Genomic DNA, 15,247 nt, shown 5'->3' on the forward strand with positions numbered 1-15,247 from the left:
CGAAAGGCTCGGGTCAGTCGCGGCTCCAAGAATGCGTCACGGTCTCCGGAATCGGGGAACCGCATGAACGCATACAACCAGGAGACGACCAATGGCAGCCACACTAGATTCGAGGGGAGTGCCGCATCCGGCCCCCCGGCCCATGTCCTCGGAGGAGAAGAAGGTCATCTTCGCCTCCTCGCTCGGCACCGTGTTCGAGTGGTACGACTTCTACCTCTACGGCTCGCTGGCCGCGATCATCGCCAAGCAGTTCTTCAGTGGCCTGGATGCGGGCGCCGCCTTCATCTTTGCGCTGCTGGCCTTTGCGGCGGGCTTCCTGGTGCGTCCGTTCGGCGCCATCGTGTTCGGCCGGCTGGGCGACATGATCGGTCGCAAGTACACCTTCCTGGTGACGATCCTGATCATGGGCCTGTCGACCTTCATCGTCGGCCTGCTGCCCAGCTACGCGACCATCGGCGTCGCGGCGCCGGTGATCCTGATCGCGCTGCGCATGCTGCAGGGCCTGGCGCTCGGCGGCGAGTACGGCGGTGCCGCCACCTACGTGGCCGAGCACTCGCCGCACGGCAAGCGCGGTGCGTACACCTCGTGGATCCAGACGACGGCCACGCTCGGCCTGTTCCTGAGCCTGCTGGTCATCTTGGGCGTGCGCGAAGGCCTGGGCGAAGCGGTGTTCAACGACTGGGGCTGGCGCGTGCCGTTCCTGGTGTCGATCCTGCTGCTGGGCATCTCGGTGTGGATTCGCCTGACGCTGTCGGAGTCGCCGGCCTTCCAGAAGATGAAGGCCGAGGGCAAGACCTCGAAGGCACCGCTGTCCGAGTCCTTCGGCGAGTGGAAGAACCTGAAGATCGTCATTCTTGCGCTGGTCGGCCTCACGGCGGGCCAGGCGGTGGTCTGGTACTCGGGCCAGTTCTACGCGCTGTTCTTCCTCACGGCACAGCTGAAGGTCGATGCGACCACGGCCAACCTGATGATTGCCGCCGCGCTGCTGTTGGGCACGCCCTTCTTCGTGGTGTTCGGCACGCTGTCCGACAAGATCGGCCGCAAGCCGATCATCATGGCCGGCTGCCTGCTGGCGGTGGTCACGTACTTCCCGGTCTTCAAGATGCTGACCGAAGCCGCCAACCCCGACTTGGCGCGCGCGCAGGCCACGGCCGGCGTCACGGTCACGGCCGACCCGGCGACCTGTTCGTTCCAGGGCAACCCGGTGGCCCGCGAGATCGACTTCAAGAGCTCGTGCGACATCGCCAAGCGCTACCTCGTGCAGAACTCGGTGAGCTATGAAAACGTGGCCGGCGCGCCGGGCTCGAAGGCGGTCGTGAAGATCGGCGACAAGAGCGTCGAGGCACCCATCGGCAACGTCGTCAACCTCAAGTTCGACGAGAACTCCGCCAAGGAAATCGCCGCCTTCAAGAAGGGCGTGGCCGAAGACCTGAAGGTCGCGGGCTATCCGTCGAAGGCCGACCCCGCGAAGATGAACAAGGTCATGACGGTGCTGCTGCTGTTCTGGCTGGTGCTGCTGGTGACGATGGTCTACGGCCCGATCGCCGCGATGCTGGTCGAGCTGTTCCCCACGCGCATCCGCTACACCTCGATGAGCCTGCCGTACCACATCGGCAACGGCTGGTTCGGTGGCCTGCTGCCGACCACCGCCTTCGCCATCGTGGCCTCGACCGGCAACATGTACAACGGCCTCTGGTACCCGATCATCATCGCGGCCATCACGCTGGTGGTGGGCACGCTGTTCATCCGCGAGACGAAGGACGTGGACATCTACGCCAACGACTGATCTCCGGCCGACCGGGAGGAGGGCTCCTACAGCCCTCCGTTCGACAAAGAGGCTTCATGCCGCACAGGGCATGAGGCCTTTTTCTTGAACGCATCAGCATCATCAGCAACCCAGGAGACAACCCCCATGTGGAAGATTGCAGTCGGCTTCGTCATCTTTGCCGCCATCGCCTTGTTCGTGATCTCGAAGGCCGGTGACAAGGTCGACATGTCGGGCGAGAAGCACGGCGGCGACACCACCACGCACGAGCCCGCGCCGGCAGCGGCGCCGAAGTAAGCCTGGAGTTTCATGCGCGAACACCGCGGAACCGGCTTTGCCGGGCCGCAGGTGTTGCCCCCGGTAGGGGGTTGGAGAAGCGACACGAAGTGCGCGTAGCCTGGGGGCGAGCTACCTTTTGAAGCGGCCGTCACTCACGATGGAGAGGTCGACGTAGTCGATGCCCGTGTGATCGGTCGGCGAATAGCTCACGTCAAGCCCGCCGCCCACGTCGTACTGGAAGTTGTTGAGCGTGGCGATCAGCTTCGCGCGCGTGGGCTTGGGGCCCGTGCGGCGCAGCGCCTCGACCAGCACCTTGGTGGCGACGAAGCCTTCCAGCAGTGCGGGCGACAGGTCGTTCTGGCCCTTGGCCTTGGCGAGCGCCAGCGCCTCCTTGATGAGCGGATGGCCGAACGAACGCTCGTAGGGCAGCACCTGCGTGATGATCACGCCCGCGCTGGCCGAGCCCAGTTCCTTGATGAAGCCCGAGGCCGCGTTGTTCGACAGCGTGATGATCTGCGCCGCCGAGCCCGTGGCCCGCAGCGCCTTGATGCCTTCGGTCACCGCGGTGCCCGAGCCGATCCACAGCACCGCCTGCGCGTTGGCCTTGGTCAGCTGCGGAATGATCGCGCTGTAGTCGGGCTTGTTGCGGTCGGCCAGCGCCACCACGGCGGGCTTCAGGTTCGCCTTCTCGAAGCCCTTGTTGGCGCCTTCCATCGCGTCCTTGCCGAAGGAGTCGTCGGCCTGCACCACGGCAATGCGCTGGATGCCGGTGGTCTGCAGGTGCTGCACGGCCTTCTCGGCTTCGCGCTGGTAGGTCGAGCGCACGTTGAAGATGTTCTTCTGCAGCGGCTTGTGCAGCGCCATCGCGCCGGTCGACGGGCCGACCAGCGCCACGCCGTACTTGTCGAGCAGCGGAATGATCGCGAGCGTGTTGGGCGTGCCCCGGTTCAGCAGCAGCGCCACGACCTTCTTGTCCTCGATGAGCACGCGCGAGTTTTCGAGCGAGCGCTTGGCGTCGAGCCCGTCGTCCATGCGGATCATCTCGATCTGCTCGCCATGGATGCCGCCCTGGGCGTTCACCTGGTCGATGACCAGCTGCGAGCCCATGATCGTCTCCTTCACGCTGGCCGCCACCGGGCCCGACAGGTCGGCCGACTGGCCGATCAGGATCTGGGCCGATGCGCCTGGAACCACCGCCGCCAGGAGAAGCGCAACGGCGCAGGACGTGAACGTCTTCTTCATCGAGCAAAGCCTTTCCGAGAGGCGAGGGCCTCTGTCAGCAGGTGTGTAATGTGTTGCTGGAAGTGACATTCACTAGCTCGCGGAAACCCTGTCAAACCATTGTTTCCAGCGCCCGGATTGGGTGCTCCAAAAGCAACGGCCCGCCGAGTGACCGGCGGGCCGTGTGCAGGGTGCGGAGGCGGAGCGGAACTCAGCGCTTGAAGCGCCCGTCGCTGATGATGGCCAGGTCCGCGAAGTCGATCCCGCTGTGGTCCGTGGGCGAATAGCTCACCTCCAGCCCGCCGCCCAGGTCGTAGCCCCGGATGCTTTCGAGCGCGGCCACCACCTTGGCGCGCGTGGGCTTGGGGCCCGCGCGGCGCAGCGCCTCGACCAGCACCTTGGCAGAGGCGAAGCCTTCGAGCGCAGCCGGCGACAGTTCCTTCTGGCCCTTGGCCTGCGCAAGGGTGAGCGCCTCCTTCACCATCGGCTGGCCGAGCGAGCGTTCGCTCGGGAACACCTGCGTCACGATCACGCCCTTGCTCGCATCACCAAGCTGCTTGATGAAGCCCGACGACGCGTTGTTCGACAGCGTGACCACCTGCGCCGCCGAGCCTGAGGCGCGCAGCGCCTTGATGCCGTCGACCACCGCGACGCCCGAACCGATCCACAGCACGGCCTGTGCGTTGGCTTCCTTGATGGCCGGCACGATGGTCTTGTAGTCGGGCTTGTCGCGGTCGGCCGGCACCGTGGCGATGGGCTTGGCCTTGCCCTTGGTGAAGCCGGTCATCGCGCCTTCGAGCGCGTCCTGCCCGAACGAGTCGGTCACGTAGACCACGGCGATGCGCGTGAGGCCGATGGTCAGCAGGTGCTGCACCGCCTTCTCGGCCTCGCGCTGGTAGGTGGCGCGCACGTTGAACACATGCTTTTGCAGCGGCTTGTGCAGCACCATCGCGCCGGTCGACGGGCCGATGAGCGCCACGTCGTACTTGTCGAGCCACGGAATGATGGCCTGCGAATGCGGCGTGCCCCGGCTCATGAAGAGCGCCAGCACTTTCTTGTCCTCGATCAGCATGCGTGCGTTCTCGCTGGCGCGCTTGACGTCGAAGCCGTCGTCCATGCGCAGCACCTCGATCTTCTCGCCGTGAATACCGCCCTGGGCATTGGCCGCGTCGATCACCAGCTGCGCGCCGCCGATGGTTTCGTTCACGCTCGCGGCCACCGAACCGGTCATGCCGGCGGTCTGGCCGATCAGGAGCTGGGCCGATGCGCCCATGGCCATCAAGGCCAGCAGGGCGGCGGCGCAAAGCGTGCGCGTCTTCGTCATGGAAACCTTTCAGGAAGGGCCGCAGGAGGCGGCGCAAACATGTGCAAACAAACGTCGTATTTGTTTCTGAAAGTGTCCAAAATGCCATCCAGACAAACCCCTGCGCAGCCACCGACCATGTGACGGAGTGCACGAAGACGTCACCGACCACTCCCTAGAATGTTTGCCCCACCCCCCAAGGCATTCATGACACAGGGCTCCATCCGGATTCGCGGCGCGCGCCAGCACAACCTCCAGAACCTCGACCTCGACATCCGCACCGGCGAGATGACCGTGGTGACCGGGCCCAGCGGCTCGGGCAAATCGAGTCTCGTGTTCGACACCCTCTATGCCGAAGGCCAGCGGCGCTATGTGGAGACCTTCTCCGCCTATGCGCGCCAGTTCCTGGACCGCATGGACAAGCCGGCCGTCGACAAGGTCGAAGGCGTGCCGCCTGCCATCGCCATCGACCAGACCAACCCGGTGCGCTCCTCGCGCTCCACGGTCGGCACGATGACCGAGCTGAACGACCACCTGAAGCTGCTCTTTGCGCGCGCGGCCAACCTGTTCGACCGCGAGACCGCGCTGCCGGTGCGCCACGATTCGCCCGACAGCATCTATGCGCAGATCGTCGAGCGCGCGGCCGCGGCGGGCGATCCGCGGCTGGTGGTCACCTTTCCGGTCGAGCTGCCGGCCAGCACCACGGCCGATGAAGTCACGCAATGGCTGTCGGCCAGCGGCTTCACGCGCGTGCAGTCCGAGCGCGAGGTGGCCACGCCCACCGGGCCGCGCAAGGTGCTCGACGTGGTGGCCGACCGTTTCCGCGCGTCGAGCGGCGAGCGGGCCCGCGTGGTCGAGGCCATCGAGGTGGCGCTCAAGCGCGGCAGCGGCCGAGTCACGGTGCACGCACTAGCGGCCGACGAGGCGACGCCGCCCGATGTGTGGAAGTTCTCCACCGGGCTGCATTGCCCAGAGAGCGACATCCGCTACACCGACCCGATCCCGTCGATGTTCTCGTTCAACTCGGCCGTCGGCGCCTGCGACACCTGCCGCGGCTTTGGCCGCGTGATCGGCGTCGACCTGGGCCTCGTGATTCCGAACGACAAGCTCACGCTGCGCGCCGGCGCGATCAAGACCATCCAGACGCCCGCCTGGAAAGAAGCGCAGGACGACCTGATGCGCCACGCCGAAGCGGCTGGCGTTCCGCGCGACACGCCCTGGAACAAGCTCACCGAAGAACAGAAGCACTGGGTGATCGAGGGCACGCCCAACTACAAGGAAGGCAACTGGAACAAGCAGTGGTACGGCGTGCGCCGCTTCTTCGCGTACCTGGAAAGCAAGGCCTACAAGATGCACATCCGCGTGCTCTTGTCGAAGTACCGCAGCTACACGCAGTGCCCGACCTGCAGCGGCGCGCGCCTGAAGCTCGACAGCCTGATCTGGCGCATCGGCAGCAAGGAAGACGCGGATGCGGTGCTGCCGCCCGAGAAGCGCTTCATGCCGACGGGCGTGAAGTGGACGCGCGCGCAGCTCGAGGCGCTGCCGGGGTTGTGCCTGCACGACCTGATGCTGTTGCCGATCGAGCGGCTGCGAAAGTTCTTCGACCGCATGGGCCAGGGCATGGCTCCCTCCCCCGCTGGGGGAGGGCAGGGGTGGGGGCAGGCGGCGCTTGCAAGCCCGGCCGCTTCTGCCGAGGCCGAGAGCCCCCATCCCCACCTTCCCCCAGAGGGGGAAGGTGCAAGACAGGGCGAAGCGCAGGCGCTCAAGCTGCTGTTCGAAGAAATCACCACCCGCCTGCGCTACCTGCACGACGTCGGCATCGGCTACCTCACGCTCGACCGCCAGAGCCGCACGCTCTCGGGCGGCGAAGTGCAGCGCATCAACCTCACGACCGCGCTCGGCACCTCGCTCGTCAACACGCTGTTCGTGCTCGACGAGCCCAGCATCGGCCTGCACCCGCGCGACATGAACCGCATCACCGAGGCCATGCTGCGCCTGCGCGATGCGGGCAACACGCTGGTGGTGGTCGAGCACGACCCGGCCGTGATGCTCGCGGCCGACCGCGTGATCGACATGGGCCCCGGCCCCGGCATTCGCGGCGGACAGATCGTGTTCGACGGCACCACCGACCTGCTGCGCGATGCCGACACGCTCACCGGCCAGTACCTGGGCGGGCGCAAGAAGATCGGCATGGGCTTCAAGCGGCTGGTGAGCGAGAACACGCACCGGCTCATCCTGGAAGGCGTGCGCGAGCACAACCTGCGGAACATCACCGTCGAGTTTCCGCTCGCGCGCCTCGTGTGCGTGACCGGCGTGAGCGGCTCGGGCAAGTCCACGCTCATTCAGGACGTGCTGGCCCCCGCGCTCATGCGCCACTTCGGCAAGGCGACCGAAACGCCGGGCGCGCACGACCGCCTGCTCGGCGCCGATCACCTGGGCGACGTGGTCTTCGTCGACCAGTCGCCCATCGGCAAGACCGCGCGCTCCAACCCCGCGAGCTACGTGGGCGCGTGGGACGCCATCCGCGAAATCTTCGCCACCGCCGCACTGTCGCGCCAGCGCGGCTACACCGCGAGCAAGTTCAGCTTCAACTCCGGCGACGGGCGCTGCCCGACCTGCGGCGGCTCGGGCTTCGAGCACGTCGAGATGCAGTTCCTGTCCGACGTGTACCTGCGCTGCCCCGATTGCGACGGCAAGCGCTACCGCCCCGAGATCCTCGAAGTGCACGTGGAGCGCAAGGGCAAGAGCTACAACGTGGCCGACGTGCTCGACCTCACCGTGGCCGAAGCGGCCGCCGTGTTCGAGGCCGACCGCGACGTGCTGCGCGTGCTGCAACCCATCTCCGACGTGGGCCTGGACTACGTCAAGCTCGGTCAGCCTGTGCCCACGCTCTCGGGCGGCGAGGCGCAGCGCCTGAAGCTCGCGGGCTTTCTGGCCGAAGCGGCCAAGGGTGCGACCGCGAGCAAGCAGTCGGTGGCGCGCAAGGGCACGCTGTTCCTGTTCGACGAGCCGACCACCGGTCTGCACTTCGACGACATCGCGCGCCTGATGCGTGCGCTGCGCAAGCTGCTCGACGCCGGCCATTCGCTGGTGGTGATCGAGCACAACCTCGACGTGATCCGCGCCAGCGACTGGTGCATCGACCTCGGCCCCGAAGGCGGCGAGGGCGGTGGCCTGGTGGTGGCCGAGGGCACGCCCGAGCAACTGCGCGAGAACCGCGCGTCGCTCACCGGCGCCGCGCTGGCCGACTACGAACTCGCCATCGGCCCCGAGGCCTACAAGGTGGCCGAGCGCGCGGCACGGCGCTACGTGGCCAACGCCAAGACCGCGCCGGGCGGCACCGCGATCGAGATCGTGAATGCGCGCGAGCACAACCTGAAGAACCTCAGCGTCGACATTCCACGCGGCAAGTTCAGCGTGGTCACGGGCGTGAGCGGCTCGGGCAAGTCGACGCTCGCGTTCGACATTCTTTTCAACGAAGGCCAGCGCCGGTACCTCGAATCGCTCAACGCCTATGCGCGCAGCATCGTGCAGCCGGCGGGGCGGCCCGAGGTCGATGCGGTCTACGGCATTCCGCCGACCGTGGCCATCGAGCAGCGCCTGTCGCGCGGTGGCCGCAAGAGCACGGTGGGCACCACCACCGAGGTGTGGCACTTCCTGCGCCTGCTGTACGTGAAGCTGGGCATCCAGCATTGCATCCACGACGGCGCGGCCGTGCAGCCGCAGACACCCGACAGCATCGCGGCGCAGCTCATGCGCAACTTCAAGGGCCAGCACATCGGCCTGCTCGCGCCGCTGGTGAGCAACCGCAAGGGCGTGTACACCGAGCTGGCCGACTGGGCGCGGCCGCGCGGCTTCACGCACCTGCGCGTCGATGGCGACTTCCTGCCGACCACGGGCTTTCCGCGCATCGACCGCTTCAAGGAACACAGCATCGAGCTGCCGGTGGCCAGCCTCGACGTGCTGCCCTCGAAGGAGACCGAGCTGCGCGAGGCGCTGACCCGGGCGCTCGAACACGGCAAGGGCGTGGTGCATGTGCTGAGCGATCTCGACGGCCTGCGCGCCGCGATGATGGCCGGCGTGTCGGCCGCGGGCATCGGCCGCGTGCAGGTGTTCTCGACGCTGCGCGCCTGCCCGGTGTGCAGCACCAGCTATGCCGAGCTCGATCCGCGCCTGTTCAGCTACAACAGCAAGCACGGCTGGTGCCCCGACTGCGTGGGCACTGGCGTCAAGCTCAGCAAGGACCAGCGCAAGGTCTTTGACGACTCCATCCGCGACGACGACAACAAGGGCCGCGAACAGACGTTTGCCGAACCCGAGGTCGAGGACCTGGCCGACGTGGTGTGCCCGACCTGCGAAGGCACGCGGCTCAATGCCACGGCACGCGCGGTGAGCTTCGGCGCTTCGCCGGCGGACGGCAGCGGCGGCATCGGCATCACCGAGCTGGCGCGCATGAGCGTGACCGAGGTGCGGCAGTGGTTCGAGGGGCTGGACCTCAAGGGCCGCGAAGCGGAGATCGCGCGCGACCTGGTGCCCGAGATCAAGAGCCGCCTCGAATTTCTCGAAGAGGTGGGCCTGGGCTACCTCACGCTCGACCGTGGCGCGCCCACGCTGAGCGGCGGCGAGGCCCAGCGCATCCGCCTGGCGGCGCAACTCGGCAGCAACCTGCAGGGCGTGTGCTACGTGCTCGACGAGCCGACCATCGGCCTGCATGCGCGCGACAACCAGATCCTGCTGAACGCGCTGCACAAGCTGGGTGACAAGGGCAACACGCTGGTGGTGGTGGAGCACGACGAAGACACCATTCGCCGCGCCGATCACATCATCGACATCGGTCCGAGCGCGGGCAAGCGCGGCGGGCGGCTGGTGGCTGAAGGCTCGGTGGCGGACATCGAGAAGGCGGGCGATTCGCAGACGGGGCGGTATCTGCGCGATGCGATCAGGCATCCGTTGCAGACGCGGCGTCTGGTTTCTCTGGAGGGCCGGGGAGGGGGCGCGACGGCCTCCAAGAAGGCTGCCGGACGTGCGAACGCCGCGAGCCCCCACCCCAACCCTCCCCCAGCGGGGGAGGGAGCAAGTCAGGAGGCAAACGCCAACGCATGGCTCACCGTGCACGGCGCCGACCTGCACAACCTGCAGGACATCACCGCCACGCTGCCGTTGCACCGCCTCGTGGTGGTCACCGGCGTCAGCGGCTCGGGCAAGTCCACGCTCGCGCGCGACGTGCTGCTGGCCAACGTGCAGGGCATCGTCGTGCAGCGCATGACCAAGGCGGGCCGCGATGCGGATGCCGCCGGCAAGCGACCGGCCTGGGCGGGCTGCAGCGGCGTCGATGGTTACGAGGTCATCGACCGCGTGCTCGAAGTCGACCAGACCCCCATCGGCAAGACGCCGCGCAGTTGCCCCGCGACCTACATCGGCTTCTGGGACACCATCCGCAAGCTGTTCGCCGACACGCTCGAAGCCAAGGCGCGCGGCTACGGCCCGGCGCGCTTCAGCTTCAACACCGGCGAGGGCCGTTGCCCGGGTTGCGAAGGCGCCGGCGTTCGCACCATCGAGATGAGCTTTTTGCCCGACGTGAAGGTGCCTTGCGAGGTCTGCCACGGTGCACGCTTCAACCCCGAGACGCTGGCCGTGAGCTGGCGCGGCAAGAGCATCGGCGACGTGCTGAAGATGGAAGTCGACGAAGCCGTCGAGTTCTTCGCGAGCATGCCCAACATCAGCCATCCGCTGCAGCTGCTGAAGGACGTGGGGCTGGGCTACCTCACGCTCGGCCAGCCCTCGCCCACGCTCTCGGGCGGCGAGGCGCAGCGCATCAAGCTGGTGACCGAACTGAGCAAGGTGCGCGACGACATCACGCGCCGTGGCCAGAAGGCGCCGCACACGCTCTACGTGCTCGACGAGCCGACCGTGGGCCTGCACATGGCCGACGTCGAGAAGCTCATCCACGTGCTGCACCGGCTGGTGAACGGCGGCCACAGCGTGGTCGTGATCGAGCACGACCTCGACGTGATCGCAGAGGCCGACTGGATCATCGACCTCGGGCCCGAAGGCGGCAACGCCGGCGGGCGCATCGTGGCGGCGGCACCGCCCGAAGAGGTGGTGCGGCTGGGCACGCACACCGGCGTGGCACTGGCGCCTGTGCTCGCGCGCTGACCTGCTGTTGGCCCTGAAGGCCGGGCACGCGGTTCAGGCGACGGGCGCCTGGACCGCTTCGTGCAGCGCTTCGAGGCAGGCCGCCACGGCGGGGCTGTCGCTCTGCGGGCCCTGCAGCACGCCGATGCCCTCGAACTCGCTGTGCAGCTCGAAGGCGACGCGCGCGATCAACCCCCACTGCACGAAGGGCTCGATCAGGCTGCGCGGTATCAATGACAGCACGCGCTCGCGGCGCAGGATCTCCAGCACCAGCGGCAGCGAGGTGGTCGAGATCGGATGCAGCGCGGGTGCCGGCGCGCCGGGAGCGAACAGCGCATCGAACACATCGCGCACGCCCAGTCCCTGAATCGGCAGCGTCCAGCGCGCGGCGCGCAGGTCGTCGAGCGTGGGCCGTGGCTTGCGCACCAGCGGATGGCGCCGGCCCGCGACGATCCACGGCACGTCGGGTGCGAGCGGCGCGAACGCGAAGGGGGCCACGGGCGTTTCAGCGGGACGCCGGCACAGCGCCAGGTCGACGCGGCCCGACATCACGTCCGCCTGCAACTGCTCGCCGGGCGCCTCCAGCACTTCGATGCGCAGGTCCGGATGGCGCGCGCCGAACGCGGGCAGCATGCGGCACAGCAGGCCCGACGCGGCGGCGGGAATGGCACCCACGCGCAGCACGCCGCTCGCGCCCGCCTGCAGCGCGTGCACGGTGTCGGCGGAGGCGCGCAGTGCGCTCAGCGTGTTGCGGGCCATGGGAACCACCGCGCGGCCGGCGGAGGTGAGCCGCATGCCGCGCACATGGCGCTCGAAGAGCGGCGTGCCAAGCAGTTCCTCGATGTCGCCGAGCGCCTGCGTTGCCGCCGGCTGGCTCATGCCGATCTGCTCGGCCGCGCGCCGGACGCCGCCCGAGTCTGCGATCGATACCAGCAACTGCAGGTGCCGCAGCCGTCCCTTGGCGAGCAGGCGGGCGTAGAGAACGGACGAAGCGGGCGTGACCGTGGGCATCGAGAGGTATTGGTTCTGCTTATGGATTTGGCAATGAATCTATTGGATGCCTATCGATGCCGTCAACATAATCCGACCCACTTTTCGCTCCCACAGAGAAACGCCATGCAGTTTTCGCGACGTCGGCTTGCGGCCTTTTCATCCCTCCTGGGGCTTCTCGCGTTCTCGGCCGGTGCGCCGGTCTTCGCGCAGGACAGCTATCCGCAGCGCCCCATCAAGCTGGTCGTTCCGTTCGCGCCCGGCGGCTCCACCGACCTGGTGGCCCGCCTCGTGGCCGACAGGATGCAGGCCACGCTGGGGCAGCCGGTGATCGTGGACAACCGGGCCGGTGGCGGCGGCATGATCGGCTCCGAGGCCGTGAGCCGGGCCGATGCCGACGGCTACACCATCGGCATCGGCACCGTGAGCACGCTGACGGTGAACCCGGTCATGCTCAAGGCGAACCGCGTCGATCCGCTCAAGGACCTGGCGCCGATCACCGTGCTGGCCACCGTGCCGGCCGTGTTCATGGTGCATCCGTCGTTTCCGGGGCGCAGCTTCCAACAGGTCGTGGCCGAGGTGCGTGCCAAGCCCGACAACTACAACATGGGCTCGTCGGGTCCGGGCTCGATCAGCCACCTGCTGATCGAGGCGATGAACACCGATCTCAAGTTCAAGCTGCGCCACATTCCCTACCGCGGCATGGGGCCCGCGCTGACGGCGGCGCTCGCGGGCGAGACGCAGGTCTCCAGCGACCAATACCCCTCGTCGGCCTCGTACATCAAGAGCGGCAAGCTGCTGCCCTTCGCCGTGGGTGCCCAGCGGCGGCTGGATGCATTGCCTTCGGTGCCTACGCTCAAGGAGCTGGGCCAGCCCGACCTCAACGAACTCGCCATGACGTGGTTCGGCCTCGTGGCACCCGCGAAGACGCCGCCCGCCATCCAGAAGAAGCTGCACGACGCGGCTGTGGCGGCGCTGCGCGACCCGGCGCTGCTGGCGCGCATGAAGGAACTGGGCGTGGAGGCCGTCGGCAGTTCGCCCGAGGCGTTCCGTGCGCAGATCGAAAGCGGGCTGGCGCGCAACCGCCGCATCGTGCAAGCCGCCGGCATCAGCCCCGAATGAGTAACGCCATGACCGCAACCCAAGAAACCGATATGTCCCACGCCGGCGTCGCCGAAATCATCGATGCGCAATCGCAGCGCCAGCACGCCGAGGTCGTCGCATGGCGGCGCCACCTGCATCGGCATCCGGAGCTGTCGTTCAAGGAGGTGGACACCGCCGATTTCCTCGAACGCGAACTCGCGGCCATCGAAGGGCTCGAGGTCACGCGCCCCACATCGACAAGCCTCGTGGCGCGCCTGGCCGGCGGCCGGGCAGGGCGCACGCTGGCCATGCGCGCGGACATCGACGCGCTGCCACTGCAGGACCAGAAAAGCTGCGACTACGCCTCGCGCAATGCCAACGTCATGCACGCCTGCGGCCACGATGGCCACGCGGCGATGCTGCTGGGCGCCGCCCGCCTGCTGGCCGGCCTGCGCGCGCAGGTGCCGGGCGAGGTTCGCTTCTTCTTCCAGCACGCTGAAGAACAGCACCCCGGCGGTGCCCAGGAAATGGTGAACGCGGGCGTGATGCAGGGCGTCGACCAGATCATCTCGGCCCATGTGATGTCGACGCTCGACACCGGCCACATCGCCGTGCTCGACGGCCCGGCGCTGGCCAGCTCCGACCGCTTCGTGCTGCGCCTGCGCGGCCGTGGCGGCCATGCGGCCAACCCCGACCGCTGCATCGATCCGATCATGATCGGCGCGCAGATCGTCGGCAACCTGCAGTCGATCGTCTCGCGCAACACCGATCCGCACGAGGCGCTGATTCTCTCGGTCACGCGTTTCGACGGTGGCAGCGCCTTCAACGTGATTCCCGATGCGGTCGAGCTCTGGGGCTCGGTGCGTTGCTTCAGCGAGCAGGTGCGCGAACAGGTGCCCGCGCTGGTCGAGCGCATCGCCAATGGCGTGGCGGCGGCGCACGGCGCGCAGTGCACGCTCGAATACATCCGGGGCTACAGCCCGGTGGTCAACGATGCGGCGGTGGCCGGGCGCATGCGCGAGGTGGTGCAGCAGGGCATTGCCACGGCGGCGCTCCATGCGATCAAGCCGTTGCCGAACAGCGAAGACTTCAGCGCCTTCCTCAAGCATGCGCCGGGCGCCTATGTCTTCGTGGGCGCGCGCAGCAGTGCCAAGGGCATCGTGCATCCGCATCACCACCCGCATTTCGACTTCGACGAAGACGCGCTGCTGCACGGCGTGCAGCTCTTCGCCAACGCGCCTTTTCACCTGAACGCATAGGCCTTTCGAGGGGCTCGCCAAGGTTGTGGAAACCGGCGCACAATGGCTCCAACCCTTGGCGCAGGCGCATCCTGAATCAGCCATGGTGGAGTGAACATGCGATGGGATGAAGCGCCGCGTCGGGGCTACGCAAGGAGCCATGCCATGACCCGCTTCATCGATGTTCACAGCCTGGTCCGCCTGGTGGACGAGACCGGCGTTCCCCAATTCCTGGAAGCCCTGGCCGACGCATTGCGCGACGACTTCATGCGCTGGCGAGAGTTCGACAAGAAGGCGCGCGTGGCCAGCCATTCGCACCTGGGCGTGATCGAGCTGATGCCGGTGGCCGACGATGGCGCCTACGCCTTCAAGTACGTCAACGGGCACCCGCACAACACCCAGGTCGGGCTGCCGACCGTCATGGCCTTCGGCGTGCTGGCCGAGGTCGATACCGGCTACCCCGTGCTGCTGTCGGAGCTCACGCTCACCACCGCCTTGCGCACCGCGGCCACCTCGGCCATGGCGGCGCAGGCGCTGGCCCGGCCCGATTCGCGCAGCCTGGCGCTGATCGGCAACGGCTCGCAGAGCGAGTTCCAGGCACTGGCCTTCCATGCGTTGCTGGGCATCGAGGAAGTGCGCGTGTTCGACACCGACCCGCACGCCACCGACAAGCTGGTGCGCCACCTGTCGGCCTGCACGCCGCTGGAGATCGTGCGCGCGCGCTCCGTGGCCGAGGCGGTGCGCGGGGCCGACATCGTCACCACCATCACCGCCTACCAGGGCCGCGCGACCGTGCTCACACCCGACATGATCGAGCCGGGCATGCACATCAACGCCGTGGGCGGCGACTCGCCGGACAAGACCGAGCTGCATCCCGATGTGCTGCGCCGGGCGCGCGTGTTCGTCGAGTACGAGCCGCAGACCCGCGTCGAAGGCGAGATCCAGCAGCTGCCGGCCGACTTCCCGGTGCACGAGCTGTGGCGCGTGCTGCTCGGCGAGGTGCCGGGCCGCGAGAGCGCGGGGCAGGTCACGTTGTTCGACTCGGTCGGCTTCGCGCTCGAGGACTACACCGCGCTGCGCTACATCCAGCGCATTGCCAGCGAACGTGGCATCGGCCAGCAGATCGCGCTGGTGCCCGAGCTGGACGACCCGAAGGACCTGTTCGGCCTCACGGCCTCGGGCCGGCGCCGGGCGGTGCTGCGGCGTGCGGCATGATCTGCGGCATCGTCGATC

Annotated in this window: 9 protein-coding genes; 6 read left to right on the plus strand and 3 right to left on the minus strand. The window is 67.8% G+C overall.

The window, feature by feature from the left end:
- The first annotated feature begins 91 nt into the window (after window positions 1-91).
- Together BLQ28_RS27865 and BLQ28_RS33100 are read left to right on the plus strand one after the other, a co-directional pair.
- Window positions 92-1,786, plus strand: coding sequence for an MFS transporter (locus tag BLQ28_RS27865; protein ID WP_093246581.1), 1,695 nt, complete (start codon window positions 92-94; stop codon window positions 1,784-1,786).
- A gap of 126 nt (window positions 1,787-1,912) precedes the next feature.
- Window positions 1,913-2,062 (plus strand): hypothetical protein, encoded by a 150-nt coding sequence (locus BLQ28_RS33100; protein ID WP_176801245.1) that lies wholly within the window; start codon window positions 1,913-1,915, stop codon window positions 2,060-2,062.
- 111 nt (window positions 2,063-2,173) lie between these two features.
- On the opposite strand, the gene BLQ28_RS27870 is transcribed toward BLQ28_RS33100, so the two are convergent.
- Window positions 2,174-3,286 carry an ABC transporter substrate-binding protein gene (locus BLQ28_RS27870; RefSeq protein WP_093246582.1) on the minus strand — a complete coding sequence of 371 codons (1,113 nt, stop codon included), beginning with the start codon at window positions 3,284-3,286 and terminating at the stop codon, window positions 2,174-2,176.
- Between the two features lie 190 nt (window positions 3,287-3,476).
- A complete protein-coding gene (locus tag BLQ28_RS27875) occupies window positions 3,477-4,589 on the minus strand; it encodes an ABC transporter substrate-binding protein (protein ID WP_093246583.1) in 1,113 nt (370 codons plus the stop codon).
- Window positions 4,590-4,775: 186 nt separating this feature from the next.
- Between BLQ28_RS27875 and uvrA the strand changes: the two genes are divergently transcribed.
- The gene (gene uvrA, locus BLQ28_RS27880) at window positions 4,776-10,724 is read left to right on the plus strand and encodes an excinuclease ABC subunit UvrA (RefSeq protein WP_093246584.1); all 5,949 of its coding nucleotides are present in this window, start codon (window positions 4,776-4,778) and stop codon (window positions 10,722-10,724) included.
- Window positions 10,725-10,757: 33 nt separating this feature from the next.
- On the opposite strand, the gene BLQ28_RS27885 is transcribed toward uvrA, so the two are convergent.
- Window positions 10,758-11,714: a LysR family transcriptional regulator gene (locus BLQ28_RS27885; protein WP_093246585.1), complete on the minus strand. Its 957-nt coding sequence runs from the start codon at window positions 11,712-11,714 to the stop codon at window positions 10,758-10,760.
- A gap of 105 nt (window positions 11,715-11,819) precedes the next feature.
- Here BLQ28_RS27885 and BLQ28_RS27890 point away from each other — a divergent pair, with 105 nt between their 5' ends.
- The 3 genes from BLQ28_RS27890 to BLQ28_RS27900 all read left to right on the plus strand — a co-directional run bounded on the left by BLQ28_RS27890 (window position 11,820) and on the right by BLQ28_RS27900 (window position 15,229).
- On the plus strand, window positions 11,820-12,815 hold the full coding sequence (locus tag BLQ28_RS27890; RefSeq protein WP_093246586.1) for a Bug family tripartite tricarboxylate transporter substrate binding protein: 996 nt from the start codon (window positions 11,820-11,822) through the stop codon (window positions 12,813-12,815).
- Window positions 12,816-12,823: 8 nt separating this feature from the next.
- Window positions 12,824-14,035 carry an amidohydrolase gene (locus BLQ28_RS27895; RefSeq protein ID WP_256327487.1) on the plus strand — a complete coding sequence of 404 codons (1,212 nt, stop codon included), beginning with the start codon at window positions 12,824-12,826 and terminating at the stop codon, window positions 14,033-14,035.
- 144 nt (window positions 14,036-14,179) lie between these two features.
- Entirely contained in the window at window positions 14,180-15,229 is a 1,050-nt protein-coding gene (locus tag BLQ28_RS27900; protein WP_093246588.1) for an ornithine cyclodeaminase, read from the plus strand.
- Window positions 15,230-15,247 lie beyond the last annotated feature (18 nt).

Source organism: Variovorax sp. EL159, from assembly GCF_900100965.1.
Classification (GTDB): domain Bacteria; phylum Pseudomonadota; class Gammaproteobacteria; order Burkholderiales; family Burkholderiaceae_C; genus Variovorax.